The organism is Halomonas sp. DP4Y7-1 (genome assembly GCF_019800705.1).
GTDB lineage: Bacteria > Pseudomonadota > Gammaproteobacteria > Pseudomonadales > Halomonadaceae > Halomonas > Halomonas litopenaei_A.
In genome coordinates, this window is record NZ_JAHVKS010000007.1 from 141,844 (window position 1) to 168,070 (window position 26,227).

Consider the following 26,227-nt stretch of genomic DNA (forward strand, 5'->3'; position numbering starts at 1 on the left):
CTCGATGATGACGCTCTGGCAATGGCGTGTTGCTGATGGCGTCGCGCTGGCGGTGCCGCGCGACGGCTCACATGCCCAGGGCCCTGGGGATGGCCAGCACCAGCGAAGGCACTGCGGCCATGATGGCGAGGCTCAGAATCAGCGGGATAAGGAAGGGCGCCACCGCCAGGGACACCCTGGCCAGGCTGAAGCGAGTGATGCCCCGCATCACGAACAGCGATAGCCCGATGGGCGGAGTGAATTGCCCCAGCATGATGGCGAACACCGAGCACACGCCGAAGTGAATCGGATCGATGCCGAACTGCTGGGCGGCGATGGGCGTCAGCATGGGCGCCAGGATCAGCATCAGAATGGCATTTTCGATGACCGCCCCCAGAATCAGGAAGGTCAGCATGGCGGCGAACATGAAGCCACCCGCGCTGTCGATGTGGCCACTGGCGATGCCAGCGATGGCCTGAGGCAGCTCCGCATCGGTCAGCACCCAGCCCAGCAGCAGGGCGGTGGCGATCAGGAAGAGCAGCCGCGACGACTCGATGACGGTGTCGTAGAGCACGTTGTAGAGCGTCCGCCAGGTGAGGTCGCGATAGACCAGGGTGGTGATCAACAGGACGTAGATGACCGCGGCAGCGGCTGCCTCGGTGGCACTGAAGACCCCCAGAGTCATGCCGCCCACGATGATCACTGGCGTCGCCAGCGCCGGCAGGGCACCGATGAAGGCGCTGGCAAGCCTGAGCCAGCCATCCCAGCTATGGTCAACGTAGCCGTTGCGCCAACCGATCAGGAACACGTAGATCATCAACGCCAGGGCAATCAGAAAGGCAGGCAGGATGCCGCCGAGAAACAGACCGGTGATGGAGACACCTGAGGCCGCGCCGAACAGCACCATGGGCAGGCTCGGGGGCAGAATCGGGCCAAGTGCCGATGAGGCCAGGGTGATCCCCGCAGAAAAGTCCGGGTCGTAGCCCTTGCGGGTCATCGCCTTGTATTCGATCTCGCCCAGGCCCGCCACATCGGCCAGGGCCGAGCCCGACATGCCGGAGAAGATCAGGCTTGAGCCCACATTGACGTGGCCCAGGCCGCCGGGAATACGGCCAACCAGACGCACGGCAAAGTCGAAGATGCGATCGGAGATCCCCGAGGCCGTGGTGATCTTGCCGGCGAACATGAATAGCGGAATCGCCAGCAGCGTGAAGCTGGCCAGCGAGAACGATACCTTCTGTGCCACCAGCGACAGCGGCAGTCCCTCGATCAGAATGTAGGCCACGGAGACCAGAATCGCCGAGAACGCGATGGGGAATCCGGCGAGCAGCAGCACCATCTTGAGCAGCAGCAGGTAAAGGATGAGATCAGTCATGGTGGCTGCCCTCTGAAGGCTCAGGCTGCCCGTGTCGGGCCAGCAGATGCAGTCGGCGGCGGATATGGCCAAGGGTGAACACCGCCATCAATAGACTGGCGATGGGGACGATGACCATGACATCACGCAAGCGCCAGCGCAGGGCCGGTAGCTTGTCGAACACCAGGCTCTGGTAGAGCAGGTAGCCGCCCCAGGTCAGGGCCAGCAGGGTGAGCAGGGCCAGCACATCGAAGCCCAGGCGCAACAAGTTAGTGAGGCGTGGCGACAGCCATTCATCGAGCATTTCGACGCGCAGGTGCGAGTCTTCGCGCTGCACGCCGATGGCCCCGATGAACACCAGCCACACCAGCAGATGTGCGGCCAGCTCTTCGCTCCAGTCCAGCGGACTGTTGAAGACGTAGCGCGTCACCACCTGGAGAGCGGCCAGCGCGATAAAGGCCACCAAGGCCAGACTGCCGATGATGTACTCGGGAGCGCGACGGGGTGTGGTGTCGGCTGGACGCGCGTGATGGTCAGCGGGCTCTGTCGTGTCCGCGCCAGGTGCCGGCGGGTGTGGGTGGTCGGCCATGGGCTGTCCTCGTCGGGTTCTTGTTGTCGCCACAGGTCAGCAAGCGAGACGCTGGGGCGCAGGGACATGCTGAGAGCCTAGGAGAACCAAATGGCCACGAAAAGCGACACTTCTTCCCGCTTTGGTGAACTATATGGTTAAGTTATAGACCTTGGTCGTGGCATTTCTCCACGCCACGGCTCACCGAGTGCCCTTGCGGCATCTCGACGTGTCCATCATCAGGAGGCGCCATGGCCACCAGCGGACGTAACGTCACCCTGCGACATCTGCGGGTACTGATGGAAATCGTGCGTCAGGGCTCCTTGTTGCGTGCCGCCGAGGCACTACACATCACGCAATCGGCGGTGTCCAAGTCGCTGCGCGAAATGGAAGAGGAGCTTGGCGTCAGCCTGCTCGAACGGGGGCGCAAGGGGGTAAGACTGACGCCAGCGGGTGAGGCCTTTCACCAGCACGCAGGCGATAGCCTGGCGAGCTTTTCGCGCGCGATTCGTGCCGCCCGGGAGCCCGGAGAAGAGCGCCAGGCCCTGCGTATCGGCGCCTTGCCGACGGTAGCGGGTTCCATCGTGCCGGCGGCGGTGGTCGCGCTCAAGGCGCGCCGGCGGGATGCCGCGGTGAGTGTCATGACAGGCCCCTATGAGTTTCTCGCGGAGCGCCTGCGCGGCGGTGAGCAGGACTTCATCGTCGGCGGGATGATCAAGCGCGACAACGTTGGCCTGTCGTTCGAGCCTCTATACGAGGAAGAAATCGTCGCGGTCGTGCATGCCAGCCACCCACTCGTGCAGGACAGTGTAGTGACGGCCCTGGCCCTGTCGCGCTATTCCATCCTGGTCCCTCCACAGGGGACCACCGTGCGCGGCCTGGTCGATGACTTCTTCCTGGCCTCGGGTGTGGGCGGCGGACTCGACCTGACCGAGGCACTGAGCGATCTGTTCGGGCGCGTCTACACCCGTGATGCCGACGCTGTCTGGCTGGTACCCCGGGGCACGGTCGCGTACGACCTCGCTCAAGGCACGCTGGTTCGCCTGCCGCTGTATAGTCGCCTGCTACGGGTGCCGGTGGGTATCACCTCGCGAACGGATCTTGCCTTTTCGAGCCTTGGGCTGACGTTCCTTGAGTTGTTGCGTGCCGAAGTCAGCCGCCGGAAGGGGGCGGACGACCCACCATAACCTCTGGGTTATGGACGCTCGTCAAGGTCTCAATTGGCAGTCCGCGAGGGCCTGGTCACACTGGCGTCATCGCCTTGCCGGCGAGACGTGTCTGAACAACCAATAATCATCCCTTACGTCAGGATCTGGCCCTATGACTCTTCGTCGTCGTTTTGTCGAGCGCGATCGCCAATCGCATCCGCCTGCCTATGCTCCCGGTTACAAGACCACGGTGCCGCGCTCTCCTTCCCAGGCCTTGGTCAGCCTGCAGACTCCCAGCGTATCGGAATTGACCGGCCCGGACTTTCAAAAGCTGCGCATGGGACCCCATGACAACGACCTGTTGCTCAACTTCCGCGATGGCACCGCCCCCGGCCTGCCGGTGGGAGAGCGGGTCATCATGTTCGGGCGGGTCATCGACCAGTTCGGCAAGCCCGTGCCCCACACCCTGGTGGAAATGTGGCAGGCCAACGCGGGCGGCCGTTACCGCCACAAGAAAGATAGCTACCTGGCCCCGCTGGACCCCAACTTCGGCGGGGTGGGGCGCTGCCTGACCGATGAGGACGGCTGGTATCACTTCCGCACCATCAAGCCAGGCCCTTACCCCTGGCCCAACGGCATCAACACCTGGCGTCCGGCGCATATCCACGTCAGCGTCATGGGGCCTGCCATCTCCACTCGCTTGATCACCCAGATGTACTTCGAGGGCGATCCACTGATTCCGATCTGTCCGATCGTGCAGACACTCAACGACAAGGAAGCCGTCGGCACCATGATCGGACGTCTCGACATGGCGCGCTCGCGTCCGATGGACGCGCTGGCCTATCGCTTTGACCTGGTCGTACGCGGCGAGCTGCAGACCTATTTCGAGAATCAGTGACACGCTCGGCAGCAATGCTTCCGGCAACCAACAGTGATATGCCCTGCGGACGTGTGGCTATGGCGTCCGACGGCAAGGAGATTCCATGCAACAGCCCAATTTCACCCCCACCGCGAACCTGATGCTGCGCGAGACGGCGTCCCAGACAGCGGGCCCCTACGTGCATATCGGTCTGGCACTGGCCGTCGCCGGCCTGCCCGAGCGCGACGAAGAAATCTGGAACGAACTGGCCAAGGACAGTGCCAGCGGCGAGCGCATCGAAGTGGTAGGACGGGTCATCGACGGCAACGGCGACCTGGTCCGCGATGCCCTGCTGGAGGCCTGGCAGGCCGACAGCAGCGGCCACTATCAACCCGCCTTTGACCTCAAGGCGCCGTTCAACAGTTTCGGGCGCACCGCGACCACCGCCGAAGGTGACAGCGAATGGCGTTTTGTGACCGTCAAGCCCGGTGCCATCGCCCGTCCCGACGGCCGCACCATGGCCCCTCACATCAACCTGGCGATCTTTGCCCGGGGCGTGAATATCCATCTGCAGACCCGCCTGTACTTTGACGACGAAAGCGAGGCCAATGCCGACTGCCCAGTGCTGGGCGCGATTGAGTCACCCAACCGTCGTCAGACCCTGATCGCTCGTCGTGAAGACAGTGAAGGCGGACTGCCGCGCTATCGCCTGGATATCGTGCTGCAGGGGGAGGGGGAAACGGTGTTCTTCGACTTCTGATCGTGTCCGCTTGACCACACGAACGTCGCGGCCTGAACCGCGACGTTCGTGTCGCTATTTGCCCGCGTTTGCAGCGACGCTTCCATGGCCTATGCTAGCGATCCTTTCCTCCCAGGCATCGAGGCTTCTCCATGGATATCCATCGCATCAACCCCACTCCCCGCTGGTCCGACATCACCGTTTTCAACGGCATGGCCCACTTCGTCGAAGTCGCCGAAGCGGACACCAGCGCCGATATCACCGGCCAGGTCGAGCAGATCTTCGCGCAGGCCGAGGAGTCGCTGGCCAAGGTGGCCAGTGACAAGACTCGGATCATCTCGGTGACCATCTACCTGACCGACTTCGCCAACTTCGATGCGCTGAATGTCGCCTGGGAGCGCTGGTTCGAGCCCGGCACCGCCCCTAGTCGTGCCTGCGTCAAGGCCGAGCTGGCCAACCCCGAGCTGCTGGTCGAAATGGCCTTCGTGGCAGCGGCGGGGGATGATTTTCGGTAACACCTAAGCGTTAGCCACCCGCCACAGGCAGGGCCTTGGCCCTGCCGCCCCGCGACGTTTTTCACGGATACTTCCCCGTTCTGCGATTCTCCACCAGTACCTCGAGGATGGCGTTGGCCGCCTGCATCGTCTCGCTGGGCGCTTCGCCACGTCGGCGGCTGCACACGATCGGTGAAGTGATGTGCTTTTCGGCCAGGTAGAGGTAGCGGATACCGTCGCGGTTCTGTCGCTTGACCTGTTCCGGTACCAGGGTGATACCGAAGTCCGATACCACCAGGCCCAGCGCCGTCTGCATCTCGTTGGCCTCCTGGGCCACCGTGACCTTGAGGCCGCGCCGGCGAAACAGCCCCAGCACGATATCGGCAAGGCTGGGGCGTGGGCTTGCCGGGTACAGCACCAGCGGATAACTCGCCAGCTCGGCCATGGTCGGGGTGGTGCCCACCAGCGGGTGTCCTTCCGGCACCGCCGCCATCATCGGCTCCTCGAACAGGACCTCCTGTTCCACATCCGGGTCGTCGAGACGCAGACGCCCAAAGCCGATGTCGATCCTGCCTGCCTTCAGCGCCTGCACCTGCTCCACCGTGGTCAGTTCGGCCAGGGTCAGCTCTACCTCGTCCTTTTGTCGCAACTCCCTCACCAGCAGCGGCAGCTGTCCATAGAACAGCGATGGCACGAAGCCGATACCGAATAACTCCTTGTGGCTGCGGGACATGCGGCGCACGGCGGCCACGGTGGTGTCCAGCTTCTCAAGCATCTGCAGGGCATGCTCATGGAAGAACTTGCCGGTGGGCGTCAGGGCCAGGCCTCGGGGTCCACGGATGAACAGCTGGGCCCCCAGCTCTTCTTCCAACTGATTGATCTGGCGCGTCAATGGGGGCTGCGCCATATGCAGTCGAGCGGCGGCCCGGGTGATGTTCAGCTCTTCTGCTGCAGCGCAGAAATAGCGTAGGTGTCGAAGCTCCATGATACCTCCAGGGTATGCCTGATTACCCAGACCATATTGGTTCCGCGGTCCGTAGACAACCAGAATTCGTGAAGACGCCGTAAACAGGGGGTTTCGCATCATGGGCCATAAGAGATGGCGTGTGAGAGAAGTCGCCTCTAAGTAAGAAAAATCTTACTCAGGTATGGCTTGTTCACCTGTTCCCGTTCTGTCACGTGCCGGAGTTCCTATGAGCATCACCATTGCATCCATCGAGACGTTGCTGGTCGATCTTCCGACCATCCGGCCGCACAAGCTGTCGATGGCCACCATGGCCACCCAGACCCTGGTGATTGTGCGACTGCGATGCTCCGACGGTATCGAGGGGCTGGGTGAAGCCACCACCATCGGTGGTCTGGCCTATGGCCCGGAAAGCCCCGAGAGCATGAAGGTCAACATCGATACCTATCTGGCACCGGCACTCGAGGGCCTGCCTGCAGACAACATCAATCTGGCCATGGCGCGTCTGGACAAGCTGGCCAAGGGCAACGTCATCGCCAAGTCGGCGCTGGAGACCGCGTTGCTGGACGCCAAGGGCAAGCGCCTCGGGGTGTCGCTGGCATCGCTGCTGGGCGGCCCTCGCCATGACCACCTGCCGGTGCTGTGGACGCTGGCCAGCGGTGACACCGATAAGGACATCGAGGAGGCCGAGCGGCGCCTGGAGCAGCGTCGCCATCGCGACTTCAAGCTCAAGATCGGCGCCAACCCGGTGGCGCGTGACGTCAAGCACGTGGCCGCGATCAAGGCCGCGCTGGGGGATCGCGCCAGTGTCAGGGTCGACGTCAACCAGGCCTGGGATGAAGCCACCGCGGTGCGGGCGATTGCCGAGCTCGAGGCCGCCGGCGTCGAGCTGATCGAGCAACCCATTCCCGCCCATGAACGGGCCGGACTGGCGCGCCTGTCCAGCCGTTTCGAGGTGACCATGCTGGCCGATGAAGGCGTTCAGGACCTGCGCTGTGGCCTGGCGCTGATCGACTCCGGCTTCAGCGGTGCCTTTGCCCTGAAGATTGCCAAGAGCGCCGGGCCCCGGGGGGCGCTGCGTCTGGCCCACCTGGCCGAAGCGGGCGGCATCGGGCTTTACGGCGGCACCATGCTCGAAGGCACCATCGGCACCGCCGCCTCGCTGCATGCCTGGGCCACCCTGCCCGAGATGGCCTGGGGCACCGAGATGTTCGGCCCCTTGCTGCTGACCGACGACATCGTCACCCGACCGCTGCACTACACCGACTTTGGCGTTGCCTTGCCGGATTGCCCCGGCCTTGGCCTTGAGCTGGACGAAGACAAGCTGCGCGAGTACGCCCGCCGGTAAGGGCGCCTTACCCCACGATCACCAGGAGACACGCCGTGCTATTTCACGTCGAAATGACCGTCAAGCTGCCGCCGGACATGGACCCCAGCCGGGCCGCCGAGATCAAGGCCACCGAGAAGGCCTATTCCCAGGAACTGCAGCGCGCCGGCAAGTGGCGCCACCTGTGGCGAGTGGCGGGCAGCTACTCCAACGTCAGCATCTTCGATGTGGAGGACAACGCCGAACTGCAGGAGCTGGTCGCGAATCTGCCGCTGTTTCCCTACATGGAGATCCGCGTCAAACCGCTGTGCCGCCACCCGTCCTCGGTACGCGAGGACGATCGCTGAATCACGTCGGGAAGGGCGTAACGCTCCCTTCCTGGTCATCCCCGAGCCCGGCCGGTCCCCTGACGAGCCTACGGCAGATGCCGTCCCGGCCAGCTCACCCCGCGCCAATGTCAACGAAGACGTCAATAACAACGATAACAGCGCCATCCCGTGAGGAGTGTGAGATGAACAAGCTAACCACCACCACGCCAGTCCGTATCTTTGACACCCCGGAGGTCCAGGACTTCCTTAACACCGTTGCCGGCTTCGACAAGAACGGCGGCGACGAGCGCGCCAAGGAGATTCTGCATCGCCTGCTGTCGGACCTGTACAAACTGATCGACGACTATGACGTCACCCCGGAGGAGTTCTGGGCGGGTATCAGCGTGCTCAACGCACTGGGTGCCGGCACCCAGTTCGGCCTGCTGGCGCCGGGTCTTGGCTTCGACCATTACCTGGATATGCGCATGGACGCCGAGGACGCGGCCCGTGGCCTTCAGGGCGGCACCCCTCGCACCATCGAAGGGCCGCTGTATGTGGCTGGCGCACCCGAGTCCGAGGGCCAGGCGCGCATGGACGATGGTTCCGACACCCAGGCCGAGGTGATGTGGCTGACCGGCCAGGTCCGTGACACCAGCGGCCAGCCCATCGCCGGGGCCAAGGTCGAGATCTGGCACGCCGACAGCAAGGGCAACTACAGCTTCTTCGACCCTTCCCAGTCGGACTATCACCTGAGGCGCAGCATCTTCACCGACGCCGATGGCCGCTATCGTGCCCGCAGCATCATTCCCTCCGGTTACGGCTGCCCCCCCGACAGCCCGACCCAGCAGGTGCTCGACCTGCTCGGCCGCCACGGCCAGCGCCCGGCGCATATCCACTTCTTTATCTCGGCGCCAGGCCACAAGCATCTGACCACCCAGATCAACCTGGCCGGTGACCCCTACACCTTTGACGACTTCGCCTTCGCCACCCGCGAGGAACTGGTGGTGGACGCCAGTCGCATCGACGACCAGGCCGAGGCCAGTGCCCGTGGCATTGAAGGACCCTTCACCGAGGTGGTGTTCGACATCGAGCTTGCCGCTACCAGTGATGAGACCCTGCAGGCGCGCCACAGGCGCCCGCGTGCCCTCGAAGACGTCTAAGACGCGCACCCACTGCCCGATCGCCGGACCCGTGCCGGCCCCTGACTCACACAGGAGCGTCTCGTTCGCGGACTGTGCCTTGCCCCTGACCGGCCCGACAGGCCGACAAGCGACGGGCGGGGCGAGGACGAGATAAAGGACGAGATAGAGGACGAGAGAGGAGAACAACGATGAGCAATAAACTCGATCAGATCGAAGCCCGCGTGCGCGGTGCCGTCGAAGACAACCCAGAGAAGGGCGTCTTCCGCTGCCATCGCAGCATGTTCACCGACCCCGAGTTCTTCGAACTCGAAATGAAACACATCTTCGAGGGCAACTGGCTGTTCATGGCCCACGAGAGTCAGGTCGCCGAGCCCGGCGACTACTTTACCCTGAACATGGGGCGCCAGCCGGTGGTGATCACCCGCGACAAGGACGGGGAGCTGCACGCGCTGATCAACGCCTGCGCCCACCGCGGCGCCACCATCTGCCGCCGCAAGCAGGGCAACAAGGGCACCTTTACCTGTCCGTTCCACGGCTGGACCTTCAAGAACGATGGTCGCCTGCTCAAGGCCAAGAACGAGAAGGTCGGTGCCTACCCGGATGCGTTCAAGCAGGACGGCTCCCATGATCTCAAGCGACTGCCGAAGTTTGCGAACTACAAGGGCTTTCTGTTCGGCAGCCTGAGCGCCGACGTCATGCCCATCGAGGACTACCTGGGCGAGACCATGAAGGTCATCGACAACATCGTCGACCAGGCTCCCGAAGGCCTCGAGATCCTGCGGGGAACTTCCTCCTACACCTACACCGGCAACTGGAAGCTGCAGGCCGAGAATGGGGCCGACGGCTACCACGTCAGTACCGTGCACTGGAACTACGCCTCCACCATGGATCGCCGCAACTATGACGAGGGCGGCACCAAGGCGGTGGACGCTGACGGCTGGTCCAAGTCGAAGGGCGGTTTCTACTCCTACGAGAACGGCCACATGATGCTGTGGACCCGGCTGCTCAACCCTGAGGTGCGCCCGGTGTACGAGCACAAGGAGCGCATCGAGCAGGAGCTGGGCGAGGCCCGCGCCGACAACATCGTCAACCAGACCCGCAACCTGTGCCTGTACCCCAACGTCTACCTGATGGACCAGTTCTCGACCCAGATTCGGGTGCTGCGGCCGCTGGCGGTGGACCGCACCGAGGTCACCATCTACTGCTTTGCGCCCAAGGGCGAGTCGGCGGAGAACCGCCGGGTGCGCATTCGCCAGTACGAGGACTTCTTCAACGTCAGCGGTATGGGCACGCCGGACGACCTGGAGGAATTCCGCGGCTGCCAGAACGGCTACAACGGCGCCCTGGCCGAGTGGAATGACCTGTCTCGCGGCGCCAAGCAGTGGATCGATGGCCCGGATGAAGACGCCGCCGCCATCGACATGAAGCCGCTCAAGAGTGGTGCCTCGCCAGAGGATGAAGGGCTCTACGTGCTGCATCACCAGCACTGGGTCGAGGAGATGCTGCGCGCCATCGACAAGGAACGCAGCCAGTTCATCGCGACCACCACGGCCACCGCCTGAGCGCCACACAGAGGAGCATGATCATGAGCATCAGCTATCACGATATCCAGGCCTTTGTGTACCGCGAGGCGCGGCTGCTGGACGACCGCCAGTGGGACGAATGGCTGACCCTGTATGCCAAGAAGGCCGAGTTCTGGATGCCCTGCTGGGACGATGACGACACCTTGACCCAAGATCCCCACAGCGAGATCTCGCTGATCTACTACCCCAACCGGGAGGGGCTCGAAGATCGCGTCTATCGGATCAAGACCGAGCGCAGCGGCGCCAGTACCCCTGAGCCTCGTACCACCCATCAGATCACCAATATCGAGGTGCTGAAGGAAGAGGGCGATGTGGTCGAGGTGCGCTTCAACTGGCATACCCTGAGCCACCGTTACAAGCAGACCGACAGCTACTTCGGGGTGTCGTACTACACCCTCGACACCTCCGGTGACGCTCCACTCATCACCCGCAAGAAGGTGCAGCTCAACAACGATTACATCCACCAGGTGATTGACGTGTACCACGTCTAGCGCGTCGCAGGAGAACGGCCATGAGCTACACCATTGCGCTCAACTTCGAAGATGGAGTGTCGCGCTTCATTGACTGTAACGAGGGCGAGACCGTCCTCGATGCGGCCTACCGCAACAAGGTCAATCTGCCGATGGACTGCTCCGATGGCGTCTGCGGCACCTGCAAGTGCCACTGCGACCAGGGCGAGTTCGAGCTGGGTGACGAGTACATCGACGAGGCATTGTCCGACGAGGAACTGCACGAAGGCCAGGTGTTGACCTGCCAGATGGTGCCGTCATCGGACTGCGTGCTGTCGGTGCCGGTGGCCTCGACCCTGTGCAAGACCGCGGTGGACACCCGCAGCGCCTCGGTGGTGCACGTCGAGTCGCTGTCCGAGGACTCCATTGAGCTTGCCATCGACATCGAGGGCGAACCGCTGCAGTTCCTGCCCGGTCAGTACGTGCACCTGGAGGTGCCGGGAGCCGAGCAGCATCGCAGCTACTCGTTCAGCTCACTGCCAGGGGAGAGCCGCGCCAGCTTTCTGATTCGCAATGTGCCTGACGGCCTGATGAGCGGCTATCTCAGCGAGCGCGCCAAGGGCGGTGACGCCATGGCGGTGACCGGCCCCATGGGCAGCTTCTATCTGCGCGCCATCCAGCGCCCGATCCTGATGCTGGCGGGCGGTACCGGACTTGCGCCCTTCCTGTCGATGCTCAAGCAACTGGCGTTGCTGGAAGCGCGGGGCGAGGGCGCAGGCCAGCCGATCCACATGATCTACGGGGTGACCAAGGACGATCACCTGGTCAAGTGCGAGGAGCTGGATGCCGCCGTCGAGGCGCTGCCCGACTTTGACTATCTGACGGTGGTCGCCGACGAGGGCAGCAGCCACGAGCGCAAGGGCTACGTCACCCATCACATGGACGAGAGCAAGCTGCATGGTGGTGATGTCGATGTCTACCTGTGCGGCCCGCCGCCGATGGTGGACGCGGTGCTCAAGCATTTCGACCAGCAGGGCATCAAGCCCGCCAGCTTCCACTACGAGAAGTTCACCCCCAACTGAGTGAATCGCCAGCCAGGCCAGGGACCCACGCCGATGGTGTCCCTGGAGACATAACGACAATCACAACCTGACGAGAATCGACCATGACAACCAGTACAAAGCGCTCCGGCGCACGTTCTCTCTTCGCTCGTCGAGCCGCGCTCGGCGCTCTGATCCTGACGCCGGCCCTGGGCCTCACCCTGGGGGCCTCCAGCCCGGCCCAGGCCGACCATGACGTCAAGCTGGGCCTGATGCTGCCCTATTCCGGTACCTACGCGGCCCTTGGTGAATCCATCACCAATGGGCTCAAGCTTGCCATCGAGCAGGAGGGCGGAAGCCTCGGTGGCCACGGCGTCGAATACGTGGCCCTGGATTCCGAAGCCAACCCCTCCAAGGCGCCCCAGAACATGAGTCGCCTGGTCAAGGGCGACGGTGTCGATGTGGTCATCGGTCCGGTCCACTCAGGCGTTGCCATGGGCATGCTGCGGGTGGCCAAGCAGACCGGTGCGATCACCATCATTCCCAACGCCGGGCTCGAGGCCGCCACCAACCAGCTGTGCATGCCCAACGTCTTTCGTACCTCGTTCAGCATGTGGCAGAACAGCTACCCCATGGGCCAGGTGGCCTATGACCAGGGCCATCGCCGGATCGTCACCATCACCTGGGACTATGCCGGCGGCAAGGAAGACCTGGCCGGTTTCGAGCAGGCCTTCACCGAGGCCGGCGGCGAGATCGTCGAGCAGATCCTGGTGCCCTTCCCGAGCACCGAGTTCCAGACCTACCTGGCCCAGATCGCCAGCATCGCCCCGGATGCGGTCTACACCTTCTTCGCCGGTGGCGGCGGGGTTGGCTTCGTGCGCGACTACGCCGCGGCCGGACTCAACGACAGCATTCCGCTGTACGGTTCGGGCTTCTTGACCGACGGCAACCTGGTGGCCCTGGGCGACGCCGCCGACGGCGTGCAGACCACCATGCACTACGCCGAGACCCTGGATACCCCGCAGAACCAGGCCTTCGTCGCCGCCTATCAGGAGGCTTACGGCGAGATCCCCGACACCTACGCGGTGCAGGGCTATGACGCCGGCAAGATGCTGGCCCAGGCCTATGGCGCGATCGACGGTGAGCCGACCCGGGAGGCGCTGATCGCCGCGCTCGGCTCGGTGCAGCTCGACAGCCCGCGCGGGCCGGTGAGCTTCTCCGAGTCCCATCACCCGATCCAGAACGTCTACCTGCGCGAGGTAAGGGACGGTGAGCACCACGTCACCGCCATCGCAAGCCCGCAGCTGGAAGTTCCCGACAGCGCCTGCCCGATGAAGAGCTGAGCCCAGCAGGCGGCCGCGCGACAGCGCTTGCCGCCGCCTGCCTGCCTTCATCCAGACGAGGAGAACGACGATGGATCTTGCCTTCTTCGGGGTACAGCTGCTCAACGGCCTGCAATACGGCCTGCTGCTGTTCCTTATTGCCAGTGGCCTGACGCTGATCTTCGGCATCATGGGCATCATCAACCTGGCCCATGGCGCCATGTACATGATCGGCGCCTACCTGGCCTTCGACCTGACCCAGCGGCTCGGCAATTTCTGGCTGGCCATCCTGATCGCGGTACCCATCGCGGTGCTGCTCGGTCTGGTCATCGAGCGACTGTTTCTGGACACCCTGTACAAGCGTGACCACCTCTACCAGGTGCTGCTGACCTTCGGCTTGATCCTGGTGCTCAACGAGGCCCAGCGCATCATCTGGGGCGGCGACGTGCACTCGGTGGCGCTGCCGGCGCCGTTCGACGGCTCCATCGCGCTGACCGACAACCTGCAGTACCCGGTCTATCGGCTGTTCGTCGCGGCGGTATGCCTGGCGCTGGCTGGCGCCATCTACTGGGTCATTCGCCACACTCGGCTGGGCATTGTCATCCGCGCCGGTGCCGTCAACCGCGAGATGGTCGAGGGCCTTGGCATCAATATCCGCACCCTGTTCACCCTGATCTTCAGCGTCGGCGTGGCGCTGTCGGCCTTCGCCGGGATGATGGCGGCGCCGCTGTCGTCGATCACCCCGGGGATGGGGGATTCCATCCTGATCACCTGCTTCGTGGTGGTGGTCATCGGCGGCATCGGCTCGATCAAGGGGGCCTTCTTCGGTGCCCTGTTGATCGGCATGGCCGAGACCTTCGGTCCGGTGCTGATTCCTAGCCTCGCCAGCATGCTGATCTACCTGATCATGGCGCTGGTGCTGTTGATCAAGCCGCGCGGGCTGTTCGCCTGATGCAGGCCTCACCCTGACACGACCTTGACGGGCGAGTATCCGCCCGGAGGAGAGGGACCATGTTGCACCGTTATCCCAAGCGCGTGACGTTTCTGCTGCTGGCAGGTCTTGCGCTGTTGATCGCCTATCCGGCCTGGGGGCCGGCCCTGTTCGGGGAGTCCAGCGCCTTCTTCATGGAGAAGCTGACTCTGATGCTGATCTTTGCCCTGTTCGCCGTCAGCCTCGATCTGCTGGTCGGCATTCTTGGCCTGGTGAGCCTGGGCCATGCGCTGTTCTTCGGCCTTGGCGCCTATACCCTGGCCATGGCCAGCCCTGACTTCAGCCCGGCCTCGCTGTGGTGGATGCTGCCGCTGGTGATGCTGGTCACCGGAGCGGTGGCGGCCATCGTCGGCGTGCTGGTGCTGCGCACCAAGGGCATCTTCTTCATCATGACCACCCTGGCCTTCGGCCAGATGCTCTTCTACACCGTCAGCACATCCAGCATGACCGGCGGTACCGATGGGGTCTTCATCATGTTCCGCCCGAGCCTCGCCATGGGTGAGACGCCCCTTGTCGATCTCGACAATCCGCTGACCTTCTTCTACTTCTGCCTGGCGCTATTGGTGGCGGTCTATCTTATCCTGCGCGCCCTGACCCGTTCCCACTTTGGCCAGGTGCTCGATGGCATCCACGACAACGAGCACCGCATGCAGGCGCTGGGCTACGCCACCACCGGCTACAAGCTGATCGCCTTCGTGGTGTCGGCGATGATCGCCGGTGTCGCCGGCATGCTGGCGGCGATGCAGTACGGCTTCGCCAATCCCGCGCAACTTGGCTGGCACCACTCCGGCGAGGTGCTGATGATGGTGATCCTTGGCGGCATGGGCACCATCTTCGGGCCGATCCTCGGCGCTTTCGCCTATGAACTGCTGCTGTACTTCTATGAGCACCTGACCAACCACTGGCCGATCCTGATGGGGATGACCATCATCGTCGCGGTGCTGGTGCTGCCCCGGGGCATCGCCGGGCTACTGCTCGATCCGCCAGGACGCAAGACGTCGCTGTTCGGGCGCTGGAGCGCGGCCAGAGATGCCCAGCAGGCAGAGCGTGTGGCCTCGGCGTCGCAGGCGTCGGCGGGCAAGTCCGCCGGGGAGGTGTCGTCATGAGCAGCATGCTGTCGACCCGCGGCTTGACCCGCAGCTTCGGAGGCCTGCTGGCGGTCAATGATGTGGACTTTCAGGTCGAGCGTGGCGAGATTCACGCCATCCTGGGACCCAATGGCGCCGGCAAGAGCACCCTGATCAATCTGCTGTCCGGGGAGATTCCCCCCACTCGTGGCGAGATCGTCTATCGCGGCAGCGCCATCCAGGGCAAGAAAGCCCACCAGGTCGCGCGACTGGGAATCGGGCGCAGTCACCAGAAGACCAATATCTTTCCGCGCCTGACCTGCCTGCAGAACTGCCAGCTGGCGGCGCGCATTCACCATGGTGGGGTCATCGGCAGCTGGCGCTCGCGCAAGCGCGCCAAGGAAGTGGACGAGCGGGCGCTGGCAGCGCTGGACACCTGTGGCTTGGTGCCCCGCGCCCACACGCTGTCCTCCGGCATGAGCTACGGCGAGCAGCGTCAGCTGCAGATCGCCATGGTGTTGGCCACCCAGCCGCAGCTGATGCTGCTGGATGAACCCATGGCCGGCATGGGCCGCGAGGAAACCGACCAGGTCGCCGATCTGCTCAAGCGGTTGTCCAGCGACTACACCATCGTGCTGATCGAGCACGACATGGACTCGGTGTTCCGCCTGGCCGATCGCATTACCGTGATGGTCGACGGCTGCGTGCTGGAAAGCGGCAGCACCGACAGCATTCGTGCAAGCGACAGCGTGCGCGACGTCTACCTGGGTCGCCATGACTCGGGCCAGGACGACGCCTCTGACGATATCGATGACCGCCCCCACCGCCGCGAGGTAGCGCCATGAACGCCCGTCTTGATCGCACCATGAATGACGCTGGCAGCGGAAGTGGCGCGGACACGATCGACACCAGCGCGCCGTTGATCGATGCCCGTGGCCTGCACACCTTCTATGGCGAGAGTCACGTGCTGCACGGCGTGGACCTCAGCCTGAAGGCCGGCGAGACGCTGAGCCTGCTCGGCCGCAACGGCATGGGCAAGACCACCACCCTGAAGTCGATCCTCGGCTTTGTGCCACCGCGCCATGGCGAGGTGCGGATCATGGGCGTGGATACCCGCAAGCGGCGGCCTTGGCAGGTGATTCGCCAGGGGATCGGCTATGTGCCGGAGGGACGGGGCATCTTCCCTGGCCTCAGCGTGCGAGAACATCTGGTGATGGCCGCCCGCACCGGCGTCGATGGCCGCAGCGACTGGGACATCGAGCGGGTGCTGGACACCTTTCCCCGGCTCAAGGAGCGGATCAGCCACGATGGCTCGCTGCTGTCCGGCGGCGAGCAGCAGATGCTGTCGATCGGTCGGGCGCTGATGCTCAATCCCCGGCTGGTGATCCTTGACGAGGCCACCGAAGGGCTGGCGCCGCTGATCCGTGACGAGATCTGGTCGATCATCCGCACCATCAAGGCCTCGGGCATCGCCAGCATCATCGTCGACAAGAACATCGACAACCTGCTCGAGGTGGGCGACCGCCACCTGTTGATCGTCAAGGGCAAGGTGGTGTTCGACGGCAGCAGTCAGGCGCTCAGGGATGACCCCTCGATTCTTGATACCCACCTTGGCGTGGGGTGAGTCGTGCCCATCGCTGGACCATAGGCATAGGACTGTAAGCACAGGACCGTAAAAACAGGATCGTGAGATGAAACGATTTGAACAGAAAGTGATGCTGATCACCGGCGCCGCCCAGGGCATTGGGCGGCGGCTGGCGGAGAGGGCCGCAAAAGAGGGCGCCCGCCTGGTGCTGGTGGACCGCGCCGAGCACGTGCATGACGTGGCGGGTGCGCTGGCCGACCAGGGCGCCGAGGCGCTGGCGCTGACGGCCGATCTGGAAACCTGGGACGGTGCCGAGGCTGCCATGGGTGGTGCCATCGAGCGCTTTGGACGCATCGACGTGCTGGTCAACAACGTCGGTGGCACCATCTGGGCCAAGCCCTACACCCACTACGCGCCGGATCAGATCGAGGCCGAGGTGCGCCGCTCGCTGTTCCCGACCCTGTGGTGCTGCCGTGCGGCCTTGCCTTTTCTGATCGAGAGTGGCGGCAATATCGTCAACGTATCGTCGGTGGCGACGCGGGGCGTCAACCGAGTGCCCTACGCCTCGGCCAAGGGTGGGGTGAACGCCCTGACCGTGGCGCTGGCCATCGATATGGCCGAGCACGGGGTACGGGTCAATGCTACCGCGCCGGGTGGCACCGAGGCGCCACCGCGGCTGACGCCGCGCAACGCCGAGCCCCAGAGCGAACAGGACGCGCTGTGGTACCAGCAGCTGATCGACCAGACCAAGGCATCCAGCCTGATGCATCGCTACGGCACTCTGGATGAACAGGTGGGGCCGATCCTGTTTCTGGCATCCGATGACGCCAGCTACATTACCGGTAGCGTGCTGCCGGTGGCTGGCGGTGACCCAGGCTGATCAAGGAGCCCAACCATGCGCCATCCCTCTGCTGATACCGGGAACGACCGGGCCAGCGCTTCCTGGCTAGGTTCCCTGGCCCGGGATCTGTCGCTGTCGGCGGTGACGGCGGGCTTCGTGGCGGTACTGATTTCCTATTCAGGGCCGCTGGCGATCTTCTTTCAGGCCGGAGCGGCGGCGGACATTTCACCCGCCATGATGACCTCCTGGGTGTGGGCCATCTCCCTGGGGGCGGCGGTCTCCGGCATCGTACTGAGCCTGTGGCTCAGGGTGCCGGTGGTGACCGCCTGGTCGGCGCCGGGCACGGCGTTGCTGGTCAGCCTGTTTCCCGAATTGTCCCTGGGCGAGGCGGTGGGGGCCTACCTGAGCGCGGCGGTGCTGATGCTGGTCATCGGCATCAGTGGAAGCTTCGACCGGCTGATGGTGCTGATTCCCAAGGGCGTGGCCGCCGGAATGATGGCCGGTATCCTGTTCCAGTTCGGGCTGGACGCCTTTGCGGCCATCGAGACCTCGCCGTCGCTTGCCCTCGGCATGCTGGCGGCCTATCTGCTGTTCAAGCGCGTGGCGCCACGCTACTGCCTGATCCTGCTGCTGGTCACCGGTATTGTGCTGGCCGTGCTGCTGGAGGATGCCAGCCTGGCTGGCGTCGGCCTGCACCTGGCGGTGCCGGTGTGGATCACCCCGGAATGGAGCCTCGCCAGCACCCTGAGCCTGGCGCTGCCGCTGGTGGTGGTCAGCCTGACCGGCCAGTTTTTGCCAGGCATGGCGATCCTGCAGGGGGCGGGCTATGACACCGAGGCCAGACCAATACTGACGGTGGCGGGCGTGACGTCTCTGGCGACCGCCTGCTTTGGCGGTATTTCCACCGTGGTCGCCGCCATCACCGCCGCGCTGTGCACCGGCAAGGAGGCCCACGAGGACCCGGGACGGCGCTATGTGGCGGGGGTCGCCAACGGCGTCTTCTACCTGGTCGGCGGGCTGTTCGCCGGTACCATTGTGGCGCTGTTCAGCTCGCTGCCGGGGGCCTTCGTGGCAGTGCTGGCAGGGCTTGCACTGATCGCTGCGATCGTCAGCAATCTGGCTGCCATGATCGCCGCCGATGACCACCGCGAGGCCTCGGTGATCGCCTTTATGGTCACCGCCTCAGGCATGAGCCTGTTCGGACTGGGCGCGGCCTTCTGGGGCGTGGTGATCGGCGGCGTTGCGGTGAAGCTGTTGCATGGCAAGACGGCGCGCTCAGGATGATGCTGTTCCGGGCCCTCTTGCCGGTTCTCGTGCCGGCTCTCGTGCCGATTCCGTTTTATAGGGGCGGTCGGCGTCGCTGTCGGCACTCAGGCGTTCCTGCATAAAGCGGATGAAGGCGCTGCTCTTGGCGGGCAGATGCCGGGTCGGCGGATATAGGATCCAGGCGTCTCCGCTGTAGTTGGTAACGAAGCGCCACTGTGGCAGCAGCGGCACTATCTTGCCCTGGTCCAGGGCGTGGCTGGCGGTGAACAAGGGCAGGCTGCCGATGCCGAGATGACGTAAAACGGCGTCGAGACGAGCGCCAGTGTGATTGACCGCGTAGCGTCCGTTGACGTCGACGCTGACTCGCTTGTTGCCCCGCCGAAATTTCCAGCGGGAATCGCCGGGCTCCTCGCCCAGAAAAATGCAGTTGTGCGCTGTCAGGTCGCGGGGGTGAGTCGGCTCTCCGTAAGACGCAAGATATTCCGGTGTGGCGCAGAGCAGATGGTCGATGTGGGTGAGTCGGCGCCCCATCAGCCCCGGCGAGGGATGGTCGGTTATGCGAATGGCGAGATCGACCTGCTCGTCGATCAGATCCACGTAGCGATCATCCAGCCTTAAATGCACATCGATCTTGGGATAGCGGGCGAGGAAATCGGGGATATGGGGGTGAATGAGAAATCGCCCCACTGCCTTTGGCACGCTAACCCTGAGTACACCCTGTGGCTCAGAACTGAGTTGCCCCGTGACGTCCACCACCGCCTGCGCTGCCTGCACCAGGTCCACGCAGCGCAGGTAGACCGCTTGACCACTTTCGCTCAACCGTAACTTACGCGTTGTGCGCTGTAGCAGGCGGGTTCCCAGCGCCTTCTCCAGGCGTGAGACCGAGCGGCTGACCGCGGAAGGTGTGGCGCCTAGCTGACGGGCTGCCGCAGAGAAGCTACCGCAATCTACCACCCTGACGAAGACGGCCATCTCTGCCATCAGTGTGACGCTGTTATTTGTGCTCATGAAGCAAAGGTTAGTTGATATTTTCCAGGATTATCTTGCTCCATGGCGATGATTACAATGACACACATTGTTCCGAGGCCTGCCAAGACAACGCGGATGCCCGGACAAACGCAGGCCAGGCACTGAAGATGACTGGCCTTTGCTGAAGGTGATGGGTCGGCGCTGGGTCAAGGTGGCCGGCGTGACAGCGAGGATCGGGCTGATGGCATCTGACTATCTAGGGGAGTTTTTGACGCTGGCTGCGGTGCACCTGCTGGCGGTGATAGCCCCAGGTCCCGATTTCGCCGTCACGATCAGGCAGAGCGTGCTCTTGGGGCGACGCGCCGGCGTGGGCGCGGCGATCGGCATTGGCGCCGGCATTTCGGTGCATGTTGGCTATACCTTGCTGGGGGCGGGGGCATTGATGCATGCCGCTCCTTGGCTTTTGCATGTGGCCGGTGTTATCGGAGCGTCGTACCTTTTGTATCTCGGTACCTCTTTTATTCGTCAAGCCAGTATCGACACCGCTGAACTCGAGCTTGCGCAACAGGGTCAGCGGACAGAGACCCTGCGCCAGTCCTTCTGGCGGGGATTTCTAACCAATGCTACCAACCCCAAGGCGACACTTTTTTTTCTTGCGGTGTTCACCACTATCGTCAGTGCATCCACCCCGCTGTCTATTCAGATGCTGTACGGCGGTTGGATGTGCCTGGTCAACGCGGGATGGTTCGTACTGGTTAGTCTGGTCTTCACGCATCGGTCCTTGCGCCAGCGCTTTCTCATGTCGCGTGGCTGGATTGAGCGGGGGATGGGACTGCTGCTGATCGGCCTGGCGAGCACACTGCTTTGGGATATAGCGATGGGAGAACTAGCGACTTGAGTGTGGATGCTAGTGCCGGCATCCGGGCGTTGCGGTGAAGTTGTTGCATGGCGCAGGTAGCAAGAGCAGAGACCTGTCCGCAAAGGTCAGAGTCAGATGTCTGGTACCTCTGGCCGGGGGTGCCAGCCCGCGCATGCAGCTAGGGTTGTTGTACGGGGCAGCCAAGTGGCCGACTCTCACCGGTGTGGCGGGCAACGATTCCCCGCTGCGTTTGTGTTCGCAGCACCAGGATGACGTCATGCAGCGCTATTCACGATGTTCCCTCGCCTGCCATTCTCTGGCGGCGTTGATCCTTGTCGCATTCGGCGTCGTCTATCTTTCGCGCAGTGAATTTATGCCTTACCACGCGGCGGCCATGGGGTCGGATTGGGCGTCGGTGGACGCCGGGACCCAGCAGGTGCTGCTGGCGTTGATGCGCGCCCTTGGCGGTGCTTGCCTTGGCGTGGCGGCGTTGGTGGGCACCCTGTTGTGGGGGCCCTTCCGCCGGGGAGAACGCTGGGCAACCCTGACGATACCCATGGCAGGGCTGCTGCTGTGCGCCACTTCGCTGTATGCCCAGCTTGGGGTGGCTCTGAAGACCGCCGCCTCGCCGCCGATGTTGCCGGTGCTGGTCGCCGGGGCGCTTCTGCTGGTGGGGCTGCTGATGTCACTGCGACATGGCGGAACCCAACCTGCACCCAAACCCAGACCCGATGAATAGCGCCAGATGCTCTAGCGGTGAAGGAGACCGCCTGCTCGAGCAGGGCGAATGTGGCTGGCGATGACGTCCTCGCGTACCGGAGCCTGAGGGTCCTCGATGGCCGCGAACAGCAGTTCCATCGCGCGGCGCCCGGCCAGGGATGGGTCGGTGGCGGTGGTGGTGATCTCGATGTCGAAGATCTCGCTATAGGGGAGGGTATCGATGCCGAGGACCTTGGTGTCACGGTACGACCAACCGGCGTCGTGGAGCGCGCTGAGCGCCCCCAGGGTCATCAATTGGTTGAGCCCTATCAATGCCTCCGGGAGGCCGTGGTCGGCCAGGTGTTCGGCGACCGCACGATAGGCGGGTTCGGCGGTGTAGTCTCCCTCACGGGGATCCAGTGACAGCGGCCGCCCGGCCTGACGGTAGGCCTGCTGGATGCCGTCCAGACGCTGCTGGGTGATACGCGAATTGAACGGTCCGGTCACCACCAGCGCCCGCTGGATATCAAGGTCCAGCATGGCCGATCCGATCAGTCGCCCTGAGGTGGGGTTGTCGAGCACCACTCGGGAAAAATCCTCCACCGGCAGCACGCGATCCAGCATGACCACGGGCAGACCGGTGTCACGCAGGCTATCGATGTAGACGGGCCGGTAGTCGATGGCGTCCGATACCGGAGACAGAATGATGCCGGCCACCTGATAGCTCAGCAGGGTCGCGATGGCGGAGGCTTCTACCTCGGCGGAGCCGTCGGTATCCATCAGCAGGATGTCATAGCCCTGGCGCTTGGCATCGCGAGAGATGGCCTTGATCGCTTCACTGTAGAAGGGATTGTCGATACTGGCCGCGACAACGCCGATCAGCCGGCTTTGACTGCTCCTGAGCTGGCTGGCGAAGGCGTTGGGCACATAGCCCAGTTGACGAGCCGCCTGCAGGATGCGCTCGCGAGTTTCGGGCTTGACCTTGTCAGGCTGGTTGAAGGCCCGGGACACGGTGATGTGGGTCAACCCGACCTGCCGAGCGATGTCGGTGATGGTGATATTGCCTTTACGCTTCATGATGGCGCCAATGGTCTCCAGGCACAGGGTGGGCTACATGAGCCGGTGTCTTCAGGGACAGGGCTGGCTAACGGTACCACACCCCTGTCCTGGGCCCTGCCTGTCGGTCGAAGGCGTCTCGCCTGACACGTCGGTCGAGGTTAATGGCAGGTGTAGCCTCCGTCGATGGGCAGACTGATGCCAGAGATCATCGCGGCTGCGTCAGACAGCAGAAAGGCCACCGGCAAGGCGACCTCGCGCGGGGTGGCGAAACGCCGAAGTGGAATGGCAGCGAGCATCGGGTCGCGCTTCTCCGGGGCCGACCACGCCATCTCCGCCATGGGGGTCAGGGTCACGGTGGGGTTGACGCTGTTGACGCGAATGCCCTGGGGTCCCCATTCGAGGCAGAGCACGCGGGTCATCGCGTCCATGGCGGCCTTGGACGCGCAGTATCCCAGGTGTTCACTGAGGGCGACGCTGGCTGCCTGGCTCGAGACATTGACAATGCTGCCCGCGGTGGCGTCGGCGATCATGCGCTTGGCGCACTCTCTGGTTACCACGGCGCAGGCGGTGACATTGGTGGCGAGGATGCGCTGGATGTCGTCGGCCTTGGCCTCCAGCGCCGTGTCCAGTATCGATATTCCCGCACAGTTGACCAGGCCATCGAGTGGCGGCAGACCCGCTATCGCTGCGCTGACGGCGTCTTCGTCGGTGATGTCCACGGGCACGGCGGTGGCATTGAGCTCGCAGGCCAGTGCCGTCAGGCGTGTCTGGTCGCGGCCGATCAATATCGGCTGGCCACCCAACTCGTGAATGACGCGAGCGATATCGACACCAATGCCACTGCTGGCGCCGGTCACGACGATACGACGATGATCCAGACGAAAGGGCAGGCGATCAGCTGTCATCGAGAGGGCTCCTCCAGAGATGAAGAACGTAGGGCATCGAGTCGGTGCATCAAGGGGGCGAGGCTCGGATAGAGGTCGCGGTAGATGCCGTAGAGCACGTCGTAGCGTGACATGGCCTGGGCGTCGGGCTGCGCGCGGGGGACAAGCGTCGGTCGGTGGCAGGATGGCTCCAATGACAGGATGTCCACGTGTTGCCCCGCCAGCAGGGCGGCCCCGAACGCGGCTTCAACATCGTCACGATAGGTGAAGACCTCGCGTCCGGTGATGTCGGCGATGATCTGCATCCACAGATCGGAGTGCGTGACACCCCCCACCACGATCAGTCCGGGGGCCAGCGACGCATCCATGGTCGCGGCGGCTTCCATATTGTGGCGCAGGGCAAAGGCCACCCCCTCGAGTACCGCGCGGTAGAGGTGCTGGCGGCGATGGGTCAGGTTGAGCCCGAAAAAGGCGGCGCTGGCCCGCGCATCCCACAGCGGGCTGCGCTCCCCCATGAGGTAGGGCAGAAAGACCAGACCATCCGCGCCTGGAGATAGCGCAGCGGCGGCCGGTTCCAGCATGGTATAGGCGGCATCCGGGTCGTGATCCTCGCCAAACAGGACGTCCAGGCACCAGCTGAGCGAAGCGCCAGCGGTCAGCGCGCCACCGAAGGTGTAGATGTCGCGACTGGCATTGTGCACGTGGGGCATGCTGACCAGCCCCCGCGTCGGCTCGAGCTGCTGGCGGATGAAGCCCCAGCACATGCTGGTGCCGATCATCGCCACATGGTGGCCGGTGCTGGTGGCGCCCGCGGCCAGGGTGGCCATGGCGGCATCGACGCCGCCTGCCACCACGGGGATGCCCGGCAGCAGTCCAAGCCAGCGGGCGGCGGCCTCTGTCAGTGTTCCGATCGAGGCATCCGAGTCCACCAGCCGCTCAGGCAACTTGTCCCGCTCGATACCCAGAGCCGTGGTCATCTCCTCTGACCAGCAGCGGTTCGCCAGGTCGTAGATGCCGCCAATGTTGCCGGCAGAGCTATGGTCGACGGCGATTTCCCCCGTCATCAGGTACGCCATATAGCTGTTGGGCGGCAGCAGGTAGCGGGTGTTCGCCCATACCTCGGGGCGATGGCGTTTCAGCCACAGCATCTTGGTGAAGCCGTAGTAGCTGTCGACACCATTGCCGGTGATGGCTTCCAGTCGTTCAAGGTCGATATGCTGCCTGACCCATTGCACCTCGGCCTCGGCGCGTCGGTCCATCCAGATCAGGCAAGGGTGTAGCGGCGTCATGTCGGCGTTGACGGCAATACCGGAGCCCCCGTACAGGCTGCTGATACACAGTGCCTTGACCGAGTCTGGGTCAATGCCCGGCGCCTTCAGACAATCCCGGATGCCGTCGACGATGGCCTGCCACCAGACCTCCGGCCATTGTTCCGCCCAGCGCGGGTGGGGCGTGTCCACGCGATAGCCGTGCTGGCGGGAAGCAAGAATTCGTCCACCTGCATCGATGATCAGTACCTTGGCGCTCTGGGTACCGATATCGATGCCGATCACTGTCTCCATGTCAGCTCCTTGAGAATCTCGAACGTTGTCCCTGGGCCTTGCCGATGAATGGCTGCCACGAGAGCTCGGCGGCAGGGTTCAGGGAGCAAGTAGGACCTTGATCGAGTCGGTGGAGTCAGCGAGCTCAAAGCCCTGTTCAAAGTCATCGAGGGAAAGTCGGTGGGTGACGATGCCCTTTGAGGTGATCCGCCCACGGGCGAACAGGTCAATGGCGATGGGATAGGTGTAGGGCGCCAGGTGTGCTCCGCGCACGTCCAGCTCCTTGCGGTCGCCGATGATCGACCAGTCGACGCTGGTTTCCTTGCCGAACACGCTGAATTCGACAAAGCGGCCGAGCTTGCGAATGAGGTTAAGGCCCTGGGTAACGCCGGCGGGGACGCCGGTGGCCTCGATGTAGACATCGCAGCCGTAGCCGTCGGTGGCGGCCTTGACCGTGGCCTCGACATCGTCCCGAGCAGGGTTGAGCACGATGTCGGCACCGAACTGCCTGGCCAGTTCAAGCCGCTCATCGACCATGTCGATGACGATCAGCTTGCGCGGTGTCTTCAGGTGGGCGATCTGGACCATACCCAGGCCAATGGCGCCGGCGCCGGCTATGACCACCACGTCGTCGAGCTGAATGTCACCGCGGTTGACCGCATGGATGGCGCAGGACATCGGTTCGATAAAGGCGGCATCATCGTCATCCACCTCATCGGGAATACGGTGGACTCGACCAGTGGCGCCGATCTTCAGGTACTCCGCCATGCCACCCTCGGCCACGACACGCTGAAAACCGTGAATGTTGTGGACTTCGCACATCCAGTAGTGCCCTGTCTGGCAGTAGCGGCAGGTGTTGCAGGGTACGATCTGTTCAGCGATGGCGCGGTCGCCCAAGGTCAGCCCAAAGTGCTCCGCAGCGCCGTCGCCCAGCTCCACGACTTCGCCGAAGAACTCATGGCCCGCGGCTACCGGTGCCTTGACCCAGGGATCATCGCCCTCCCAGAACATGGCGGCGCCGGAGCGGCACTTGCAGTCGCTGGCACAGATGCCACAGGCCACGATTTTCAGGATCAATTCGTTGGGGCCCGCCCTTGGCGTATCGCGGGTTTCCAGGCGGTAGTCGTAAGGGGCGTGGCAGACCACCGCCTGCATGGTGGCTTTCATTGGCGTGTCATTGGCGGACATGG

General features: G+C 63.8%; 27 protein-coding genes. 19 read left to right on the forward strand and 8 right to left on the reverse strand.

The window, feature by feature from the left end; genetic code table 11:
- Positions 1 to 67: 67 nt before the first annotated feature.
- Together KUV72_RS14220 and KUV72_RS14225 are read right to left on the reverse strand one after the other, a co-directional pair.
- On the reverse strand, positions 68 to 1,354 hold the full coding sequence (locus KUV72_RS14220; RefSeq protein WP_222238850.1) for a TRAP transporter large permease: 1,287 nt from the start codon (positions 1,352 to 1,354) through the stop codon (positions 68 to 70).
- Positions 1,347 to 1,922 carry a TRAP transporter small permease gene (locus tag KUV72_RS14225; protein WP_222238851.1) on the reverse strand — a complete coding sequence of 192 codons (576 nt, stop codon included), beginning with the start codon at positions 1,920 to 1,922 and terminating at the stop codon, positions 1,347 to 1,349. Before KUV72_RS14225 ends, KUV72_RS14220 begins: the two co-directional genes overlap by 8 nt.
- A 230-nt stretch (positions 1,923 to 2,152) precedes the next feature.
- On the opposite strand from KUV72_RS14225, the gene KUV72_RS14230 reads away from it, so the two are divergent.
- The 4 genes from KUV72_RS14230 to KUV72_RS14245 all read left to right on the forward strand — a co-directional run bounded on the left by KUV72_RS14230 (position 2,153) and on the right by KUV72_RS14245 (position 5,162).
- Positions 2,153 to 3,088 (forward strand): LysR substrate-binding domain-containing protein, encoded by a 936-nt coding sequence (locus tag KUV72_RS14230; RefSeq protein ID WP_222238852.1) that lies wholly within the window; start codon positions 2,153 to 2,155, stop codon positions 3,086 to 3,088.
- 133 nt (positions 3,089 to 3,221) lie between these two features.
- Positions 3,222 to 3,947 (forward strand): protocatechuate 3,4-dioxygenase subunit beta, encoded by a 726-nt coding sequence (gene pcaH, locus KUV72_RS14235; RefSeq protein ID WP_206940569.1) that lies wholly within the window; start codon positions 3,222 to 3,224, stop codon positions 3,945 to 3,947.
- Between the two features lie 85 nt (positions 3,948 to 4,032).
- The gene (gene pcaG, locus KUV72_RS14240; protein ID WP_222163979.1) at positions 4,033 to 4,668 is read left to right on the forward strand and encodes a protocatechuate 3,4-dioxygenase subunit alpha; all 636 of its coding nucleotides are present in this window, start codon (positions 4,033 to 4,035) and stop codon (positions 4,666 to 4,668) included.
- A 131-nt stretch (positions 4,669 to 4,799) separates the two neighbouring features.
- On the forward strand, positions 4,800 to 5,162 hold the full coding sequence (locus tag KUV72_RS14245) for a RidA family protein (RefSeq protein WP_222238853.1): 363 nt from the start codon (positions 4,800 to 4,802) through the stop codon (positions 5,160 to 5,162).
- Positions 5,163 to 5,223: 61 nt separating this feature from the next.
- Here KUV72_RS14245 and KUV72_RS14250 read toward each other — a convergent pair whose 3' ends face one another.
- Positions 5,224 to 6,126, reverse strand: coding sequence for a LysR family transcriptional regulator (locus KUV72_RS14250; RefSeq protein WP_222238854.1), 903 nt, complete (start codon positions 6,124 to 6,126; stop codon positions 5,224 to 5,226).
- A gap of 208 nt (positions 6,127 to 6,334) precedes the next feature.
- Here KUV72_RS14250 and KUV72_RS14255 point away from each other — a divergent pair, with 208 nt between their 5' ends.
- From KUV72_RS14255 to KUV72_RS14315, 13 genes are all read left to right on the forward strand, one after another.
- Positions 6,335 to 7,453 (forward strand): muconate cycloisomerase family protein, encoded by a 1,119-nt coding sequence (locus KUV72_RS14255; protein WP_222238855.1) that lies wholly within the window; start codon positions 6,335 to 6,337, stop codon positions 7,451 to 7,453.
- A gap of 35 nt (positions 7,454 to 7,488) precedes the next feature.
- Positions 7,489 to 7,779 carry a muconolactone Delta-isomerase gene (catC, locus tag KUV72_RS14260; protein WP_206940560.1) on the forward strand — a complete coding sequence of 97 codons (291 nt, stop codon included), beginning with the start codon at positions 7,489 to 7,491 and terminating at the stop codon, positions 7,777 to 7,779.
- Between the two features lie 164 nt (positions 7,780 to 7,943).
- Entirely contained in the window at positions 7,944 to 8,900 is a 957-nt protein-coding gene (gene catA / locus KUV72_RS14265) for a catechol 1,2-dioxygenase (RefSeq protein ID WP_222238856.1), read from the forward strand.
- A 170-nt stretch (positions 8,901 to 9,070) separates the two neighbouring features.
- On the forward strand, positions 9,071 to 10,444 hold the full coding sequence (locus tag KUV72_RS14270; RefSeq protein WP_222238857.1) for a Rieske 2Fe-2S domain-containing protein: 1,374 nt from the start codon (positions 9,071 to 9,073) through the stop codon (positions 10,442 to 10,444).
- A gap of 23 nt (positions 10,445 to 10,467) precedes the next feature.
- Entirely contained in the window at positions 10,468 to 10,956 is a 489-nt protein-coding gene (gene benB, locus KUV72_RS14275; protein WP_315857904.1) for a benzoate 1,2-dioxygenase small subunit, read from the forward strand.
- 20 nt (positions 10,957 to 10,976) lie between these two features.
- Complete coding sequence (benC, locus tag KUV72_RS14280; protein ID WP_222238858.1) at positions 10,977 to 11,996, forward strand: benzoate 1,2-dioxygenase electron transfer component BenC; 1,020 nt, start codon at positions 10,977 to 10,979, stop codon at positions 11,994 to 11,996.
- Between the two features lie 83 nt (positions 11,997 to 12,079).
- Positions 12,080 to 13,297 (forward strand): ABC transporter substrate-binding protein, encoded by a 1,218-nt coding sequence (locus tag KUV72_RS14285; protein WP_222238859.1) that lies wholly within the window; start codon positions 12,080 to 12,082, stop codon positions 13,295 to 13,297.
- Between the two features lie 70 nt (positions 13,298 to 13,367).
- Positions 13,368 to 14,228 (forward strand): branched-chain amino acid ABC transporter permease, encoded by an 861-nt coding sequence (locus KUV72_RS14290; RefSeq protein ID WP_222238860.1) that lies wholly within the window; start codon positions 13,368 to 13,370, stop codon positions 14,226 to 14,228.
- Between the two features lie 59 nt (positions 14,229 to 14,287).
- Positions 14,288 to 15,373, forward strand: coding sequence for a branched-chain amino acid ABC transporter permease (locus tag KUV72_RS14295; RefSeq protein ID WP_222238861.1), 1,086 nt, complete (start codon positions 14,288 to 14,290; stop codon positions 15,371 to 15,373).
- Positions 15,370 to 16,179: an ABC transporter ATP-binding protein gene (locus tag KUV72_RS14300; RefSeq protein ID WP_222238862.1), complete on the forward strand. Its 810-nt coding sequence runs from the start codon at positions 15,370 to 15,372 to the stop codon at positions 16,177 to 16,179. The genes KUV72_RS14295 and KUV72_RS14300 overlap by 4 nt, the downstream gene beginning before the upstream one ends.
- Positions 16,176 to 16,958: an ABC transporter ATP-binding protein gene (locus KUV72_RS14305; RefSeq protein ID WP_261317510.1), complete on the forward strand. Its 783-nt coding sequence runs from the start codon at positions 16,176 to 16,178 to the stop codon at positions 16,956 to 16,958. The genes KUV72_RS14300 and KUV72_RS14305 overlap by 4 nt, the downstream gene beginning before the upstream one ends.
- A gap of 67 nt (positions 16,959 to 17,025) precedes the next feature.
- Positions 17,026 to 17,799, forward strand: a complete 774-nt coding sequence (gene benD / locus KUV72_RS14310; protein WP_222238863.1) for a benzoate diol dehydrogenase BenD — start codon at positions 17,026 to 17,028, stop codon at positions 17,797 to 17,799.
- 15 nt (positions 17,800 to 17,814) lie between these two features.
- Positions 17,815 to 19,044, forward strand: coding sequence for a benzoate/H(+) symporter BenE family transporter (locus KUV72_RS14315; protein WP_222238864.1), 1,230 nt, complete (start codon positions 17,815 to 17,817; stop codon positions 19,042 to 19,044).
- On the opposite strand, the gene KUV72_RS14320 is transcribed toward KUV72_RS14315, so the two are convergent.
- On the reverse strand, positions 19,036 to 20,034 hold the full coding sequence (locus tag KUV72_RS14320; RefSeq protein ID WP_222238865.1) for a LysR family transcriptional regulator: 999 nt from the start codon (positions 20,032 to 20,034) through the stop codon (positions 19,036 to 19,038). The genes KUV72_RS14315 and KUV72_RS14320 overlap by 9 nt on opposite strands.
- 202 nt (positions 20,035 to 20,236) lie before the next feature.
- On the opposite strand from KUV72_RS14320, the gene KUV72_RS14325 reads away from it, so the two are divergent.
- Positions 20,237 to 20,893, forward strand: coding sequence for a LysE family translocator (locus KUV72_RS14325; RefSeq protein WP_222238866.1), 657 nt, complete (start codon positions 20,237 to 20,239; stop codon positions 20,891 to 20,893).
- Between the two features lie 238 nt (positions 20,894 to 21,131).
- Entirely contained in the window at positions 21,132 to 21,593 is a 462-nt protein-coding gene (locus KUV72_RS14330; RefSeq protein WP_222238867.1) for a hypothetical protein, read from the forward strand.
- A gap of 11 nt (positions 21,594 to 21,604) precedes the next feature.
- Here the strand turns inward: KUV72_RS14330 and KUV72_RS14335 are convergent, their stop codons facing one another.
- From KUV72_RS14335 to KUV72_RS14350, 4 genes are all read right to left on the reverse strand, one after another.
- Complete coding sequence (locus KUV72_RS14335) at positions 21,605 to 22,630, reverse strand: LacI family DNA-binding transcriptional regulator (protein WP_222238868.1); 1,026 nt, start codon at positions 22,628 to 22,630, stop codon at positions 21,605 to 21,607.
- Between the two features lie 140 nt (positions 22,631 to 22,770).
- A complete protein-coding gene (locus tag KUV72_RS14340; protein ID WP_222238869.1) occupies positions 22,771 to 23,517 on the reverse strand; it encodes an SDR family oxidoreductase in 747 nt (248 codons plus the stop codon).
- The gene (locus KUV72_RS14345) at positions 23,514 to 25,058 is read right to left on the reverse strand and encodes an FGGY-family carbohydrate kinase (RefSeq protein WP_222238870.1); all 1,545 of its coding nucleotides are present in this window, start codon (positions 25,056 to 25,058) and stop codon (positions 23,514 to 23,516) included. The genes KUV72_RS14340 and KUV72_RS14345 overlap by 4 nt, the downstream gene beginning before the upstream one ends.
- 78 nt (positions 25,059 to 25,136) lie before the next feature.
- Complete coding sequence (locus tag KUV72_RS14350) at positions 25,137 to 26,225, reverse strand: zinc-binding dehydrogenase (RefSeq protein ID WP_261317511.1); 1,089 nt, start codon at positions 26,223 to 26,225, stop codon at positions 25,137 to 25,139.
- Positions 26,226 to 26,227 lie beyond the last annotated feature (2 nt).